Below are 13960 nucleotides of genomic sequence, written 5' to 3'. Positions count from 1 at the left end.
ACAGCCGGACGTCAGGCGGCCACTTCGGTACGGTTACGTCCGGCATTTTTCGCCTTATAAAGTGCAATATCCGCCGCTTTTAACCATTCCTGATAATGCACCATCGACGTCGTGAGCGGCGCGACACCGACGCTGATGCAGAGCTTTACCTGCGGAGCGCCCGGCAGGCGCAGTTCCGCCAGCCGTTCATGGACCCGCGACATTGCCGCAATAGCGTTTTCCGCTGGCGTTCCGCTCATGATTACCGCGAACTCATCGCCGCCAAAGCGACCAATCATATCGCTGGCGCGTAACGTCAGTTGTAGCTGACGGGTCACGGCGAGAATCGCCTGATCGCCTACGTCATGGCCCCAGGTATCATTAATGCCTTTGAAGTGATCGATATCGATCAGCAGGATCGTGGCGCTCCGGTGATAGCGACGGCAGTTTTCAAATTCTGTACGCAGCAACACTTCCCAGTGACGACGGTTGTATACCCCTGTCATCCCATCCAGAGTACTCATCAACTCAAGACGGCGCTTATGTTCCACCAGACGGCTGGTTGTACGGAAGCTTACCCAGGCAAATAGCATCGGATAACCAACAATCCCCGGCAGGGCGAGCCAGACCTCAAGCGGGGTACTGATAAAGCCTGCCGGAATGTGCATCAGCTGCTGGGTAACCAGCGCCGCCAGCGCGGTCATCAATGATCCTGTACCACACAGCCTAATCCCCCCCACGCCCATCAGGTTCATGCTCATCATCATGACCAGCGCCGCGGTGGGCATGGCGTTAACGCCCATCAGTCCAATCCATACCCCGGCCATAATGGCATCGACTTTGAGGTTAAACATCTCATTGTGATGGGGATTGGCAGAGCGCATCGCCAGTTGCCAGGCCAGATGGGGCCAGACAAAGGCCCATCCAACCAGCAAAAGCCACCAGACGCCGTTAACCGATTGCGCGGTCAGCACGCTGGCAACAGGGAAAAACAGAAAAGCCAGGCCCGCCGCACGCGGGAGCCGTAAACGACGGGCCAGACGAATTCCTGAGCGATGATGCTCATCCGCCGAAAGCGCCAGATTTATCCCTTCCCGGGCATAGACTTTGCTGTAAATGTTTTCATCATTCATGGTCATTGGGAACACTCAAAAGCATTTTCCCAAATTATAGAAAGGGTTATCTGGCGCTAAGTATGATATTTCGGGTGAGCCAAACGGAACGCTCACCCTTTTGAACTAGCCAGTTTTCTTCAGGCAGGCGCTCATGAACTTACTCCGGTCGTCCCCTTTAAGGGATTGTTGGGTCGCCTGGGAGTTACATTCACGCATCCTTTGTTGTTGCGGCGTCAGGCTTTTTTCGTTGGGTTTAGAGGAGGCGTTTTTCAGGCAATCGCTCATATAGCTCTTACGGGAGTCGCCCTTCAGGTCCTGGGCGGTCGCCTGCTGATTGCAGGTGGTCATACGTTGCTGTTGCGGTGTGAGCGGCTGATCTTGCGCCCCCGCGGGAGTAAGAGAGAACAGGCCAAGGAGCAGGGTCGCCAGTAGTGTGATTTTCATAGCACTTTCCTTCTGTGAATGATCTCCTTAAGTCTGGTTCGTACTGCTAAAAAAACCACCCGCGCCATCGGGATAATTTCGCACAGTGGTTATTTCGGCGTGGCTCATGCCGTCGCTAATAAGCAGAATAATATGTTGGGCCGGCGGCAGCGTCATATACCCGGTACCAGGATAGAGAGAACATTTACAGCATAAATTGTGGGGATAATGTCGCGAGGTAAGCTATGGAATATAACGTGCGCTCTGTTTCACTTATTTTTCCCATTGAGGAAAGATAAAAATAAAACAGAGCGACGACAGGCAACCGGGGTGACGGTTTTTGACAACAACTCAGGTCAAATAATGGGTCAGCTGCGCGGGTGCCGTAGCAGCTTTTTTACGTATTGCTGCAGCATTTCGCTGTCCTGGGCCGGAACCTGTGCATCTGGCCTGGCCTCATCCAGCGCGCCTTCCACGCTTTCGATCAGCGCCTGTTGATCGCTTTGCGCCATCTGTCGTAGCAGGGCGGTAACCACTATTTCCAGCGCTTCAACCTGAACCACAAGCTCTTTTGACTCTTCTTCCTTTTCTGCCAGCTTAACTAACAACTCTGCAATTAGATTTTTCACAGCGCTATTTCCTTATCACGTTTTTTTGCGACGTTATCATTATGATTGAGACTTGCAAAGTGGGTAAAAGTACTATTTTTAAGGAAATCCCACATGGCGCATAAATGCGTTTCTGTACGGCCGGTAAAAATGCGACTTAAATTAAATTTTTCTTTTTTTCTGCGTAACCTGAATTAAATACAAGAACCGCCATTTCACAGGAATGATAATGGCGGCCAGATATCAATATATTATATAGCTACATTAAGAACGGCGGACTTCCTGCAGGCGGCGCTGGCGCATCGCCCACGCCAGTTGCAGAATGTTTACCAGCACCACCACAGCGGTGGCGGCAAATACCCAGCGGAAACCGGCCATCGCCGAGACCGCGGCCCCCATCAACGGACCGGCAACATTCCCCAGATACATAAACGACTGGTTATAACCGAAGATCCGTCCGGTGACCCGATCGCTGGAGTACTTAATCAGCAGGGTCTGTACGGCGGGCAGCATGGCGCCATCCGCAAAGCCGAGTAGAAAGCGCAGCACGCCCAACTGCAAAGGGGTGGTGACAAAGGACATGGCGAAAAAGAGCACCACCGCCACAATAAGCGTCGCCATCAAAATACGCCCGGTGCCGATGCGGTCCCCGAGCTTGCCCAGACGTGGGGCGGACATCAACGCGGAGATCCCCGGCACCGCGGCAATCATCCCGCTGAGGAAGGCGATATTATTGCTCTCGGGTGCCATCGACTGAATAAACAGCGCGAGGATCGGCCCCACCGAGCCGTTGCAAAGCTGGATAACCATGGTGGTGATGAACAGGCTGATCATCAGGCCCGGATAAGGGAGCGAGGCAAAGACCGCCCTGCCGCTCAGCCGCTCCGCCTTGCTGACGGTGGGGCGAACCCCCTCTTTGATCAGAAACAGCGTTACCAGAAAACTTACCACCAGCAGGATCGCTGTGATCAGAAATACCGCGCGCAGACCCACATGGTCTGCCAGAAAGCCGCCCATCAGCGGGCCGCCGATCACGCCGCTGATTTGCGCCGTCGACAGAGTACTGATGGCCCAGCCGCTGCGCTCCCGGGGAACCTGCGACGCCACCAGCGCCATCGCGTTAGGAATATAACCGGAGGTCAGCCCCATCAGCGCGCGCAGCAGAAAAAGCTGCCAGACGTTGGTGGCAAAGGCCTGGAGCAGGATCGCAATCGCCATGCCGAGCGAGGCGCGCAGCAGCATCAGCTTGCGCCCTTTACGGTCCGCAAGGCTGCCCCACATGGGCGAGACGATGGCCGAAACCAGAAACGTGACGCTGAAGGTGAGCCCTGACCACATCGACAACGCTTCGTGCGACGAGACGCCAAGCTGGGAGACATACAGCGGCAAAAACGGCAAAATCTGGCTGATGGCAAGGCCGGTGAAAAAACAACCAAACCAGACCGAAATAAGGTTAACCTTCCACGATTCCATAGGCGAGCACTGTCTTCATATTACGTAAATTCGTTATCAGATTAGCAAGTTACCTTTCACCGGACGTTGTCAGAGATGCGCCCGGCGTCTCTTTGGGGTTTTATCTTCCCAGTCATCATATTTGTGAAATATGTCACATATTTTCCCCTTTTTGCTGGTGATTTATGCTTTGCGGGCAGTAGCCAACCCCCCGCATCCCAAGGTGAAAATGGTTGGCGTGGGCGGCGTTATAGTCCGGGCCCAGCGCGTTACCGAAATAGCCGCAGCTGGCACTGAGTAGCGCACGCAGCCAGGGTTCGGTGGAGGCACTCTTCCAGCCGCGCAGAACCGAAATTCGCTGACCGTTTTCCAGGGTAAAGCCGCTGATATCCAGCGCCTCGGCGGTGGCATGCTCGCTGCGTCGGGCGTTGGCGCGGTGATAGATATTGCGGCAGGCAAAGCTGCCGAAATGGTCAATGCGCGACAGACCGCTGCCCATCATGGTTTCGGTGATGGGCCGGGCCTGCTGGTTGACGAACAACGCCGAGCTGAGCGCCAGCGGGCAGCTGGCAAGAAAACTGCTGCTAAGACTGACGGAGCCAAAACTACGCACGCGCACCACATCACTCAGCGGACACTCTCCCGTGCTGTCGGCCACCGCCTGGGTGCGGATCAGCTGACGCGCATTAGCCTGCGCCAGCAGCACATCACAATGCTCAGGCGTCAGGCGACGGAGCTTAAACTGGGTCAGGGTACCGGGGGGATCGTCAAGCGTGAGCGGTGCAAACGGATTGTAATAAGACGGCAGCCAGCGGTAGCCCGCAATAGCCGCAGCAATGAGGATTAGACAGATAATCAGGCTTTTTCCTTTCACTCACCCCCCTTCGCAATGTGTCAAAACATTATGGCAGAAGGCGGCGAATCCCGCCGGGCATCGTGATATGGTAGGGGTTTTGAGTCTGAGTGGATGAGTGTACGTGATGGCGAAGTTGCGGGTAGGTATTGTCTTTGGGGGAAAATCAGCAGAGCACGAAGTGTCGCTGCAATCGGCCAAAAATATCGTTAACGCGATTGATAAGAGCCGCTTTGAGGTCGTGCTGCTGGGCATTGATAAACAGGGTCAATGGCACATTAACGACGAGCAGGGCTATCTGCTTAACGCCGACGATCCGGCGCATATTGCGCTGAATCCGTCTGAGGTCAGCGTTGCTACCGTGCCGGGCGTGACGCAGGGCCAGCTTATCGATGCCGGTACCGGACAGACGCTTTCACAGCTCGACGTCATTTTCCCGATTGTCCACGGCACGCTGGGTGAAGATGGCTCCCTGCAGGGGATGCTGCGCATGGCGAACCTGCCGTTCGTCGGCTCCGATGTCCTCGGTTCTGCCGCCTGCATGGATAAAGATGTCACTAAACGCCTGCTGCGTGACGCTGGCCTGAACGTGGCGCCCTTTGTTACCCTGACCCGCGCCAACCGCGAGCAACACACCTTTGCCGATCTCAGCGCCCGCTTCGGCCTGCCGCTGTTCGTCAAACCGGCTAACCAGGGCTCCTCCGTGGGCGTCAGCAAAGTGAACAGCGAAGCGCAGTTCAGCGAAGCGGTACGTCTGGCGTTCACCTTCGATCATAAAGTGGTGGTTGAGCAGGGAATTAAAGGGCGTGAGATTGAATGCGCGGTGCTGGGCAATGATTTCCCGCAGGCCAGTACCTGTGGCGAAGTGGTGCTGAACAGCGACTTCTATTCCTACGACACCAAATACATTGATGACAAGGGCGCGCAGGTGGTGGTACCCGCGGCGCTGGAGGCTGACGTTAACGACGCGATCCGTGGAATTGCCATCGAAGCCTATCAGGCGCTGGGCTGTCGCGGTATGGCGCGCGTCGACGTCTTCTTAACGGCGGACAACCGCGTGGTGATCAATGAGATCAACACCCTGCCCGGCTTCACCAACATCAGCATGTACCCGAAACTGTGGCAGGCCAGCGGTCTCAGCTACCCGGATCTGATCACCCGCCTGATTGAGCTGGCGCTGGAGCGACATGCCGCTGACAGCGCCCTGCAGATTTCAGTAAACGGTTAATCCGCGTCGTTCGCCGTCGTCTCTTCCGGGCGACGGCGAATAATAAACCCCGCCAGCCAGAAGCTGACAACCCAGGTCACCAGCCCTACCGCATAGGTCTGCCAGCCTTTCGCTTCGAAGCCCAGCAGCCCCACCACCCCATTCAGAATAAAGATAAGCCCAATAGCAAAGGCGTAGAAATGCCAGTCACGGCGAATTTTGGCAGGCAGTTTCATGGTCGCTCCAGAAGAAAAAATCTATCCTCGCACAGATTTGTCTTCAGGTCTGCGGCCTGTGCGGAAAATCTGAAATGTGCGGGGATTTCACTTAAGTAAAAAATCTGTGATGTGCGGCAAAATTCGACAAACCAGGAGAATTCTCCAGGCCAATTTACCAACATTCCGATATTGACAACAGCCATGAGCTGTCAAACTTGACGTGTACAACAGGCACATAGCCAGTCAGAACACTCGGAGGTATGTATGGCAGATTTTACGATGTCAAAGCCCATCTTCAACACCAGGCAACCAAAAACCTCCACGGCAGGAAATATTGCATACGCGCTGTTTGTGCTTTTCTGCTTCTGGGCTGGCTCACAGCTGCTCAATATTCTGGTGCATGCTCCCGGCGTCTATGAGCACCTGATGCAGGTCGAAGAGAGCGGCCGTCCGCGCGTTGAGATTGGGCTCGGTGTCAGCACCGTCTTCGGGTTGATCCCCTTCCTTGTCGGGCTCATGGTGTTGGGCGCCGTTGCCCTCTACGTGCGCTGGCGCCGTTATCGCTAGTTGAGCGCCATGCACTTCGCCCGGCGATCGTCAACGCGCTGGGCAAACCAGGCTGTCGTCAGATTGCGGGTGATTTTCGGGCTCTCAAGCTGGATCCCCGGCAGCATCGCTCTCGGTAACGCCTTGCCACTCTTCTGCTCCGCCAGTTTAAAGACCTGCTGATAGAGCTCGGTTTTCTCAAATGCAAAGCTGTCGCCCTTCTCCAGCTGCCGACGGATCTCACTGTCGCTCATGTCCAGCTTGCCTGAAAGCTTGCGCACCGCCAGCTCTGTCTTCCCTGCGTTACTGCTGCCATAGGCGATCAGATCGCCATCCAGAGCCAGCTTCACCCCGCTGGCGCGGCTGACGGCATTCTGGAACGCCGCATTGCGGCTCGCATACCAGCCCGCGTTAAAGTCAGCAAAGCGGTAGAGCGGCACCGTATAGCTGGCGGGGTAGTTCAGCAGATGGTAGGTGCCAAACCAGAGTCCGCCGCGCAGGGAGAAGACCTCCTGGCGAACCGTGTTTTCGATTTTCCACGGATAGCCATCGGTATGCTTTTCGGCAAAGGCGATACTGACCTGCATTGGGCCACCGGTATGCACCGGATTGAGAGAGCCAAACAGCGTCTGTCCCATCGGCACCATATTGATAAAGTCATCGAAGATGGCGCTGAGCTGCTTCTCGGTTTTCACCGTATCCAGCCGCTCGCTGTAGCTCTTGCCGTTTGGCGATTTGATTTTCAGTGCCGTGTGGACCAGAAACACCGGGATGTGGAGTTTTTCGGCGCGACGGTCAATCTCCTTCCAGGCGATTTTATTCAGCCCCGGCACCGCCGGATCGGACTGATACAGCGACTCCTGCTGTGCCACCGCCAGCACCGAGCAGATATTCTCCTCGGTAGGGGCAATCTTCTGGCTCTCAAAGGTTTTCGCCAGCGCCGAGGCCCACTGGTCCCGGTCTTTTACCGTGGCGGGCATTTTTTGCCGCACCACGCTTGCCACGTCGACGGGCTTTTCGCCCTTTTTCAGCGGCGCAGCCCCTTGCTCAGCACACCCGGCCAACACCAGGGCGGCAAGCAGGGATAAGGGTAACGCGCGCGGTACGGTAAAAGACATAACAGCTCCCTGTATCAACTCAACGTATGGGTAACTTCCTGAAGATCCTGACCATCCAGCTCACGTTCAAAACTGCGCAAACGTTTATAGATGGACATCAGCTCCACCAGCGTGGTCCATGAACTGATCAGATACTGGAACGACCCGCGTACCTGACCGAAGACGTTAGTAATTTGCGTCATCAGACCCAGCGTAATCGTACCGGCTACAATCGACGGGAACAGCAGGAACAAACCGAAAACGTTATCCACCTGCAGATAGAGAATGCGGGCAATGTTGAAATACATGTAGTGGAAATAGAGGCGGAAGTAGTTCCGGCGCACCGCGCCAAACAGCTCACGCACCGTTGGCGGCGAGGCGCGGCTGGCATCGTCTTCGCCGTAGACCAGCTCTTTACGGTAGGCGGCCTCAACGCGCTGGTTTTTGAACTCCAGCCCCGGCAGTTTGATCCCGACCACCGCCAGCAGACCGGTGCCCATCAGCGACCAGACAATCGCGGCGATCACCAGGCCATAGGGCAGATGACCGACAATCGGCAGGTCCGGTACGTGCGCCGACAGCGTGACCAGCACCGGCAGGAAGGCGATCAGAGTCATAATAGCGTTGATAAAGCTGACCCCCATATCCTCAAGCGTGGAGGCAAAGCGCATGGTGTCTTCCTGCACACGCTGGGCGGCACCTTCAATATGGCGCAGCTGCTGCCAGTGGGCCATATAGTGTTCGTTCATCGCGGTACGCCAGCGGAAGACGTAGTGGCTGACGAAGAAGTTATTCATTACGCCAATAACAACGGCGATGAGCGCGATGCCGAGGAACACGCCCACTTCATGATAAAACTGATTGATAGAGACTTTGTGCGGCGCGCTGAGGGCGGTCTGGATCAGGTCATAGAACGGGGCATACCAGGCGTTGACCGCCACGCCCACTTCCACCAGAAACCAGGTGACGAAAATAATCAGCGCGGTGCCGAGAATCGACCAGTACTGCCAGCGGTGCGGCGACCAGACAAACCAGAACAGGGCAAACACCCCAACGCAGAACGCATAATAGGCGTAGAAGATCAGATAGCTGCGTGACCAGAAACGTGCCGCGCTGATCGGCACATCACCCGTAGCGCCAACCAGACGCTCAAACCAGGCCCCGCCACCCGCCTGCCAGAAAATGACCGCGATCAGAGCCCAAATAAAGGCCGAGAGAAAAAAGGGTCCCGGTTTTGGGAAAAACGACTTAAACATAACGCTTCCTTCTTGTAGTTATCGCTACTGCTGTGGACGACGGATTATCAGACCTGTTGGGCCTGTATTAGTTCGCCGTCAACCGCCACCCGAGCGGAAAAGCCAATGAACCAGGCAGGTATCATAAGCGCAATGTCACAAAACATGAGATCGGTAATAACGAAATTGTTCGTATTTACCCGCGGTTACGTTTTTCACGCTATCGTTATGCTGTTCAGGCCTTTGCATTATGGTGTTTAGTAGTATAAATACGCATACTTTTTCATTCACTTCATGGATACTTTCGTTGAAACGTTGTCTGTTCCTCTCCGCCGCGCTGTATGCGGCCAGCCTCACCAGCGCGCAGGCTGTCGAGCCGATTACCGACCCGGCTTTTGCCTCCGATGTGGTTGATCGCTACGCGAATCATATTTTTTACGGCAGTGGCGCAACGGGGATGGCTCTGGTGGCGATTGACGGCAACCAGCGCGTATTCCGCAGCTTTGGCGAAACGCGCCCGGGCAATAATATCCATCCGCAGCTTGATTCTGTGGTGCGCATCGCCTCCCTGACCAAGTTAATGACCAGTGAGATGCTGGTGAAACTGCTCGATCAGGGCGTGGTTAAGCTCAACGATCCGTTAAGTAAATATGCGCCACCGGGCGCCCGGGTGCCGACATATCAGGGCGCGCCGATTACGCTCGTCAACCTGGCTACCCACACCAGCGCCCTGCCGCGCGAACAGCCAGGCGGCGCGGCCCACCGTCCGGTCTTCGTCTGGCCAACCCGCGATCAGCGCTGGAACTGGCTGTCGACAGCCACCCTGAAATCATCCCCGGGCTCCCAGGCCGCCTATTCGAACCTGGCGTTCGATCTGCTGGCCGATGCGCTGGGCAACGCCGCGGGCAAGCCCTACGCCCAGCTGTTCGAAGAGCAGATCACCCGTCCGCTGGGGATGAAAGATACTACCTTTACTCCGTCACCCGATCAGTGCAAACGCCTGATGGTGGCAGAGAAAGGGGCCAGCCCGTGTAATAACACCCTGGCGGCGGTCGGTAGCGGCGGGGTTTACTCCACTCCTGGCGACATGATGCGCTGGATGCAGCAGTTCCTCTCCTCTGATTTCTACGCGCGCAGCAACCAGGCCGACAGAATGCAGACTCTGATCTATCAACGCAGCCAGTTAAGCCGGGTGATCGGGATGGATGTACCAGGCCGTGCGGACGCGCTGGGCCTTGGCTGGGTCTATATGGCACCTAAAAATGGACGGCCTGGCATTATTCAGAAAACCGGCGGTGGCGGCGGATTCATCACCTATATGGCGATGATCCCGCAATCTAACGTGGGCGTATTTGTGGTGGTAACGCGCTCGCCGCTCACGCGTTTCGTCAACATGAGCGACGGCGTTAACCAGCTGGTGGTGGAGCTGAGCGAGAACAAACCGCGGGTTATCCCGGCCTCCTGACGCTAATATTCAGCGGGCAAGTGGTTGATTCTGACCAGCTTGCCCCTGTCCATAGTGATGTAGTTCCCCTGACGTAGCGCCGCCAGCACTTCTGCCACCACGGAACGCGAAATACGTGTGCGGCGCTGAATGTAGTTCATGACCCCCACCCGCATACGCAGCGTCTCATCCCACTGGGCCATATCCAGCAACGTGGAACGGATTTGACTGTACGAATTGTTGCCCACCAGCTGTTTGTCGCGGATCTCCATTACCCGGTGGTGCCAGGAGAGCCAGCAGAAGGCATCGGACCATAAACCGGCCTGCTGGATCAGCTGGCGGGCCCCGGATGCAGGCAGCCAGAAACCGGTACAGGGGGATTGCGTCACCAGCAGGTATTCGGTGCTGCAGCCCATCATGCCGGCATTCAGCCCGAAGATATAAGGTGCGGTGACAATCTCTATCAGCAGATCGTCCTGCTGACGGTGGATACTGAGCGTGCCCGACTGCAGCACTACTGCGTTTTCATTTTCTTTATCGCAATCCCCGAAGACAGGATGCATTGCAGGAAGCGTAAATGGTGTGCTGTGCGCCGCCAGGCACTGTTCAAGTCGGGAGAACTCAGAAATGGGTTTTGCATAACGGTTCATGAGATCTCAGGTCATCCTTAACTGACGCTATAACAACGGGGAGGCAGGCCTCCCCGCATCAGACATATTACCAGGTGTATTTCACACCCAGATTAGCGCCCCAGTTTTGATCGACATCCCCCCCACCCAAATAGGTGGCATCAGTGTACGCACTGAAGTTTTTGGTGAAGCTGAACTGGGTCCCCAGGCCTACGCGCACCGCAGAGCCTTTCACACCGTTATCGATGTTGTTGCCGTTAACTTTGGCATCTTCACCGGCATCGTCATAAACGTAGGCCAGTTTGAAGAACGGCGTCAGCGCCTGGTCGTCGCCATAACCGAAGGTATAACCTGCATCAATACCGGCTTCATAACGCATGCTGTCGTAAGACTGGCTTCCCACACGCAGGTCGTTGCTCAGGCGGTAGTCGTCCCCGGACTGGAACAGACCGGAAATGGCTGCATAGGGGGTCAGGTAACCGGCAGTGTTCGGTTTCCAGTCGTAACCCAGTTTCAGCCCAAAGCCCCAGGCGTCAGTCGTGGTATTGCCATCGACATATTCACCATTGCTCATGTTCGCTGAGAGATCGTTATTGAAGCGCGAATAGCTCAGGGAGCTATCGATGAAGAGATCGTTAGCAAAGCGCGCCGCGGAATAGAGCATTGCGGTCTGGCTGTCCTGATCCACCTGGCCGCTGCGGTCATTCATATCGCCTTTCGCAAAGCCCGCTGCCGCACCGACGATCCAGTCAGCGTTATTACCATCAATATGGGTATCGAGGCCCACCATGATGCCGCTAACGTCCTGATCGTAATGGATAGTGCCATTATCGCCGTCAAAATTACCGCCGAAGATGTTCACCCATGCGCCACCGTTGTCTGCCAGGCCATGACGGCTGTTGGTCAGACGGTTAGCGAGCGCATCCTGCTGCAGATGCCAGATGTTGGTGTTGGCAGAAGGAATGCTCAGCGCCATGTTGGCGTAATCAGTCAGACGCTCCTGACGCAGCACCACGGTATCGCCCTGCTGCTGTACCTGATAGGTGTAAGCACCGAGATCCGCTTTATTGGCTGCGGTGAAGCTGGCCTGCGTATCGGCGTTATTGTCGTAAACGCGAATAATTTCCTTATTCTTGTAGTCAGCGACAGAACCCGCGCCGGTTGCGTTATCCAGACGCACTTTATAGTTACCGGACACTTCACCGTTCACCGCCAGATGACCGTCAGAGTTCAGGGCGATCACCCCGTAATCGTAATCAGCCTGGTGGATATCATTGGTGATATAGCGAGCATTGTTCAGATCGGAATTGAACACATAATCACGGCTGGCAACATTCAGCACGCCGCCATCGGTCAGCACCATTTTGTGGGTATCGACCTGGCCCAGACCCAGCGCCAGTTCAGCATGGTTATCCACGGTAATGGTGTTGGCATACAGCGCCGCCGTTTCCTGAGTCAGGGTGGTCCGGCTTGCGCTGTCGAGATAGAGGCTGTCGGTTGCCACATCACCGGAATCGCCAATGTTCATGGTCGACGCGTTGGTCAGAGTGATGCTGTCCGCCAGTAAGCCAGAGCTTTCTACGTTGACCTGCGAACGGTTATTGACGGTCAGCTTGTCAATGTTGGATTGCTTACGGGTATCCCATTCGGAACCGTTATCCAGCGCGACGTTGAACAGACCGCTCTGATAAACCTGGTTGCCCACCAGATGACCATTGCTGTTGAAGGTGGATTCAGGCCAGATGCTGTTTGGCTCCAGGCTACGCCAGTCGACGCTGCTGTAGCCCAGACCATACATCTGAGAAGGCCCAATCGCCTCGACGCTGGAGACGGCTGCGCCGACCCACTTACTGCCGTTGGTAAGGGTCAGATCCAGTTTGTCAGTGCCATCCCAGCCGTTGGTGGTCGGGTTGTAGACGCCGTCAGCGGTGGTATCGGTAGCCGGATCGCCATTTGGATAGAAGTTGTTGTCGAAGGTGCTGGTGAACAGTACATCGCCGCTCAGCGTGGAGTGATCGAAGTTAGCCGTGGTCTGCATGGCGTTATCCGCGCTGCTGGCACTGACGATCAGCGCTGCATCATCCGCAGCCGTGGCGTTGCTCTCGCCGTAATCGCTCGGTTTCGCCGACTGACCGTAAAAACCGTTGGTGCCCAGATCGCTGTAGGCGCCGGAGGTGACAACCGAATCGTTAACCTGCAGGGTATTGGTAAAGACATGGCTGTTGTCTTCAATGCCGGTCACAGCATCATACGGCGTGTTATCCAGCTGCTGATAGCCCTGAGTCAGAGTGATACCGGCCACGTGGGAGTTGTTTTGAATAACGATGTCCGATTCTACGTCGAGGGTAATGGCATTGCCCAGCGCGTAAGTATCCCAGTAACGGGTGGTCGTGCTGGTGCCGTCAACGACGTCATAAGCGTAGTGCTCGTAGGTATCGTTGATGGTGGAATTGTCGACATTCAGGCTAAAACGATCGTACTGGTTATGCGTTGTACCATCCGCATTCAAACCGCCATCACATTCGGTGGTCATGCAACCGGAGGTGATCATACCGTTGACGGTGCTGTTGGAGATTGACAGCGAATTGGCATGCCCGCCCGCGCCATCATCAAGGTAATACGTTGAGATAACGCCGTTTACCGTCGACTTGTTAATGACAGGATAGATATCGTTGTCGTGGGTCGCGCTGGAGTAATTCCAGTCGGAGTAGCCGTTATACCAGGCAGAGGTAGACGTATTATCATATCCAAAAGTGTTATAAGTGCTACCAGAAATATCTTTTGCATTGGCCTGAGAAGCGATAGCCAGCGTACAGGCTAATGCAAGTTGAGATACAACAAATTTCTTTTTCCATGTTTGCATTGGGTCATCCCTCCTCAGGGACGTAAGCAAGTTTGTCCGTAAATACAGTGCAAATATATTGCGAGGAGAATTATGCAGTCGCTAAAGAAAATAGTTCAATGAATGTAGTAATTATGTCCGAAAACAGACAATATAATACAGGCACTTTTTAAAATATAAAAAATAATAATAAAAAGCACAAATAACAAAGAGTTGCATTCAATCGAAACAAAAGAAACACAAGGCGAAAGATCATCAGAAATTATTAAATAAAAGCGAATGAGAAATATAACATATAAATAATAATAGCAA

Annotated in this window: 13 protein-coding genes; 3 read left to right on the top strand and 10 right to left on the bottom strand. The window is 55.0% G+C overall.

What is annotated here, in order from left to right; translation table 11 throughout:
• Positions 1-11 precede the first annotated feature (11 nt).
• The 5 genes from adrA to ACOKCT_RS15240 form a co-directional block, all read right to left on the bottom strand.
• Positions 12-1127 (bottom strand): diguanylate cyclase AdrA, encoded by a 1116-nt coding sequence (adrA, locus tag ACOKCT_RS15260; protein ID WP_290554741.1) that lies wholly within the window; start codon positions 1125-1127, stop codon positions 12-14.
• A 90-nt stretch (positions 1128-1217) separates the two neighbouring features.
• Positions 1218-1538, bottom strand: a complete 321-nt coding sequence (gene psiF, locus ACOKCT_RS15255) for a phosphate starvation-inducible protein PsiF (RefSeq protein ID WP_103178436.1) — start codon at positions 1536-1538, stop codon at positions 1218-1220.
• 347 nt (positions 1539-1885) lie between these two features.
• Positions 1886-2146: an anti-adapter protein IraP gene (iraP, locus tag ACOKCT_RS15250; RefSeq protein ID WP_103178435.1), complete on the bottom strand. Its 261-nt coding sequence runs from the start codon at positions 2144-2146 to the stop codon at positions 1886-1888.
• Positions 2147-2389: 243 nt separating this feature from the next.
• On the bottom strand, positions 2390-3598 hold the full coding sequence (locus tag ACOKCT_RS15245; RefSeq protein ID WP_103178434.1) for a multidrug efflux MFS transporter: 1209 nt from the start codon (positions 3596-3598) through the stop codon (positions 2390-2392).
• Between the two features lie 133 nt (positions 3599-3731).
• Complete coding sequence (locus tag ACOKCT_RS15240) at positions 3732-4451, bottom strand: extensin family protein (protein ID WP_159339701.1); 720 nt, start codon at positions 4449-4451, stop codon at positions 3732-3734.
• Between the two features lie 106 nt (positions 4452-4557).
• Here ACOKCT_RS15240 and ddlA point away from each other — a divergent pair, with 106 nt between their 5' ends.
• A complete protein-coding gene (gene ddlA, locus ACOKCT_RS15235; RefSeq protein ID WP_156655435.1) occupies positions 4558-5658 on the top strand; it encodes a D-alanine--D-alanine ligase in 1101 nt (366 codons plus the stop codon).
• Here ddlA and ACOKCT_RS15230 read toward each other — a convergent pair.
• Entirely contained in the window at positions 5655-5873 is a 219-nt protein-coding gene (locus tag ACOKCT_RS15230; protein ID WP_039031465.1) for a DUF2754 domain-containing protein, read from the bottom strand. The genes ddlA and ACOKCT_RS15230 overlap by 4 nt on opposite strands.
• A gap of 246 nt (positions 5874-6119) precedes the next feature.
• Here ACOKCT_RS15230 and ACOKCT_RS15225 point away from each other — a divergent pair, with 246 nt between their 5' ends.
• Positions 6120-6422, top strand: coding sequence for a DUF2755 family protein (locus ACOKCT_RS15225; protein ID WP_103824002.1), 303 nt, complete (start codon positions 6120-6122; stop codon positions 6420-6422).
• On the opposite strand, the gene ACOKCT_RS15220 is transcribed toward ACOKCT_RS15225, so the two are convergent.
• Both ACOKCT_RS15220 and sbmA read right to left on the bottom strand, forming a co-directional pair.
• Positions 6419-7519, bottom strand: a complete 1101-nt coding sequence (locus ACOKCT_RS15220; protein WP_103178430.1) for a DUF1615 domain-containing protein — start codon at positions 7517-7519, stop codon at positions 6419-6421. The genes ACOKCT_RS15225 and ACOKCT_RS15220 overlap by 4 nt on opposite strands.
• A 14-nt stretch (positions 7520-7533) precedes the next feature.
• Positions 7534-8754 carry a peptide antibiotic transporter SbmA gene (gene sbmA, locus ACOKCT_RS15215; RefSeq protein ID WP_159339700.1) on the bottom strand — a complete coding sequence of 407 codons (1221 nt, stop codon included), beginning with the start codon at positions 8752-8754 and terminating at the stop codon, positions 7534-7536.
• 286 nt (positions 8755-9040) lie between these two features.
• Here sbmA and ampH point away from each other — a divergent pair, with 286 nt between their 5' ends.
• Positions 9041-10198: a D-alanyl-D-alanine-carboxypeptidase/endopeptidase AmpH gene (gene ampH, locus ACOKCT_RS15210; RefSeq protein WP_103178428.1), complete on the top strand. Its 1158-nt coding sequence runs from the start codon at positions 9041-9043 to the stop codon at positions 10196-10198.
• A 2-nt stretch (positions 10199-10200) separates the two neighbouring features.
• On the opposite strand, the gene ACOKCT_RS15205 is transcribed toward ampH, so the two are convergent.
• Both ACOKCT_RS15205 and ACOKCT_RS15200 read right to left on the bottom strand, forming a co-directional pair.
• A complete protein-coding gene (locus ACOKCT_RS15205) occupies positions 10201-10827 on the bottom strand; it encodes a helix-turn-helix domain-containing protein (protein WP_156653979.1) in 627 nt (208 codons plus the stop codon).
• Between the two features lie 67 nt (positions 10828-10894).
• Positions 10895-13669 (bottom strand): autotransporter outer membrane beta-barrel domain-containing protein, encoded by a 2775-nt coding sequence (locus ACOKCT_RS15200; RefSeq protein ID WP_420193632.1) that lies wholly within the window; start codon positions 13667-13669, stop codon positions 10895-10897.
• Between the last annotated feature and the right edge of the window lie 291 nt (positions 13670-13960).

It is taken from the genome of Leclercia sp. M-A074-M (assembly GCF_965195605.1).
In the GTDB taxonomy this organism is placed as follows: domain Bacteria; phylum Pseudomonadota; class Gammaproteobacteria; order Enterobacterales; family Enterobacteriaceae; genus Enterobacter.
This window is presented reverse-complemented; position numbering and strand designations above follow the sequence as displayed.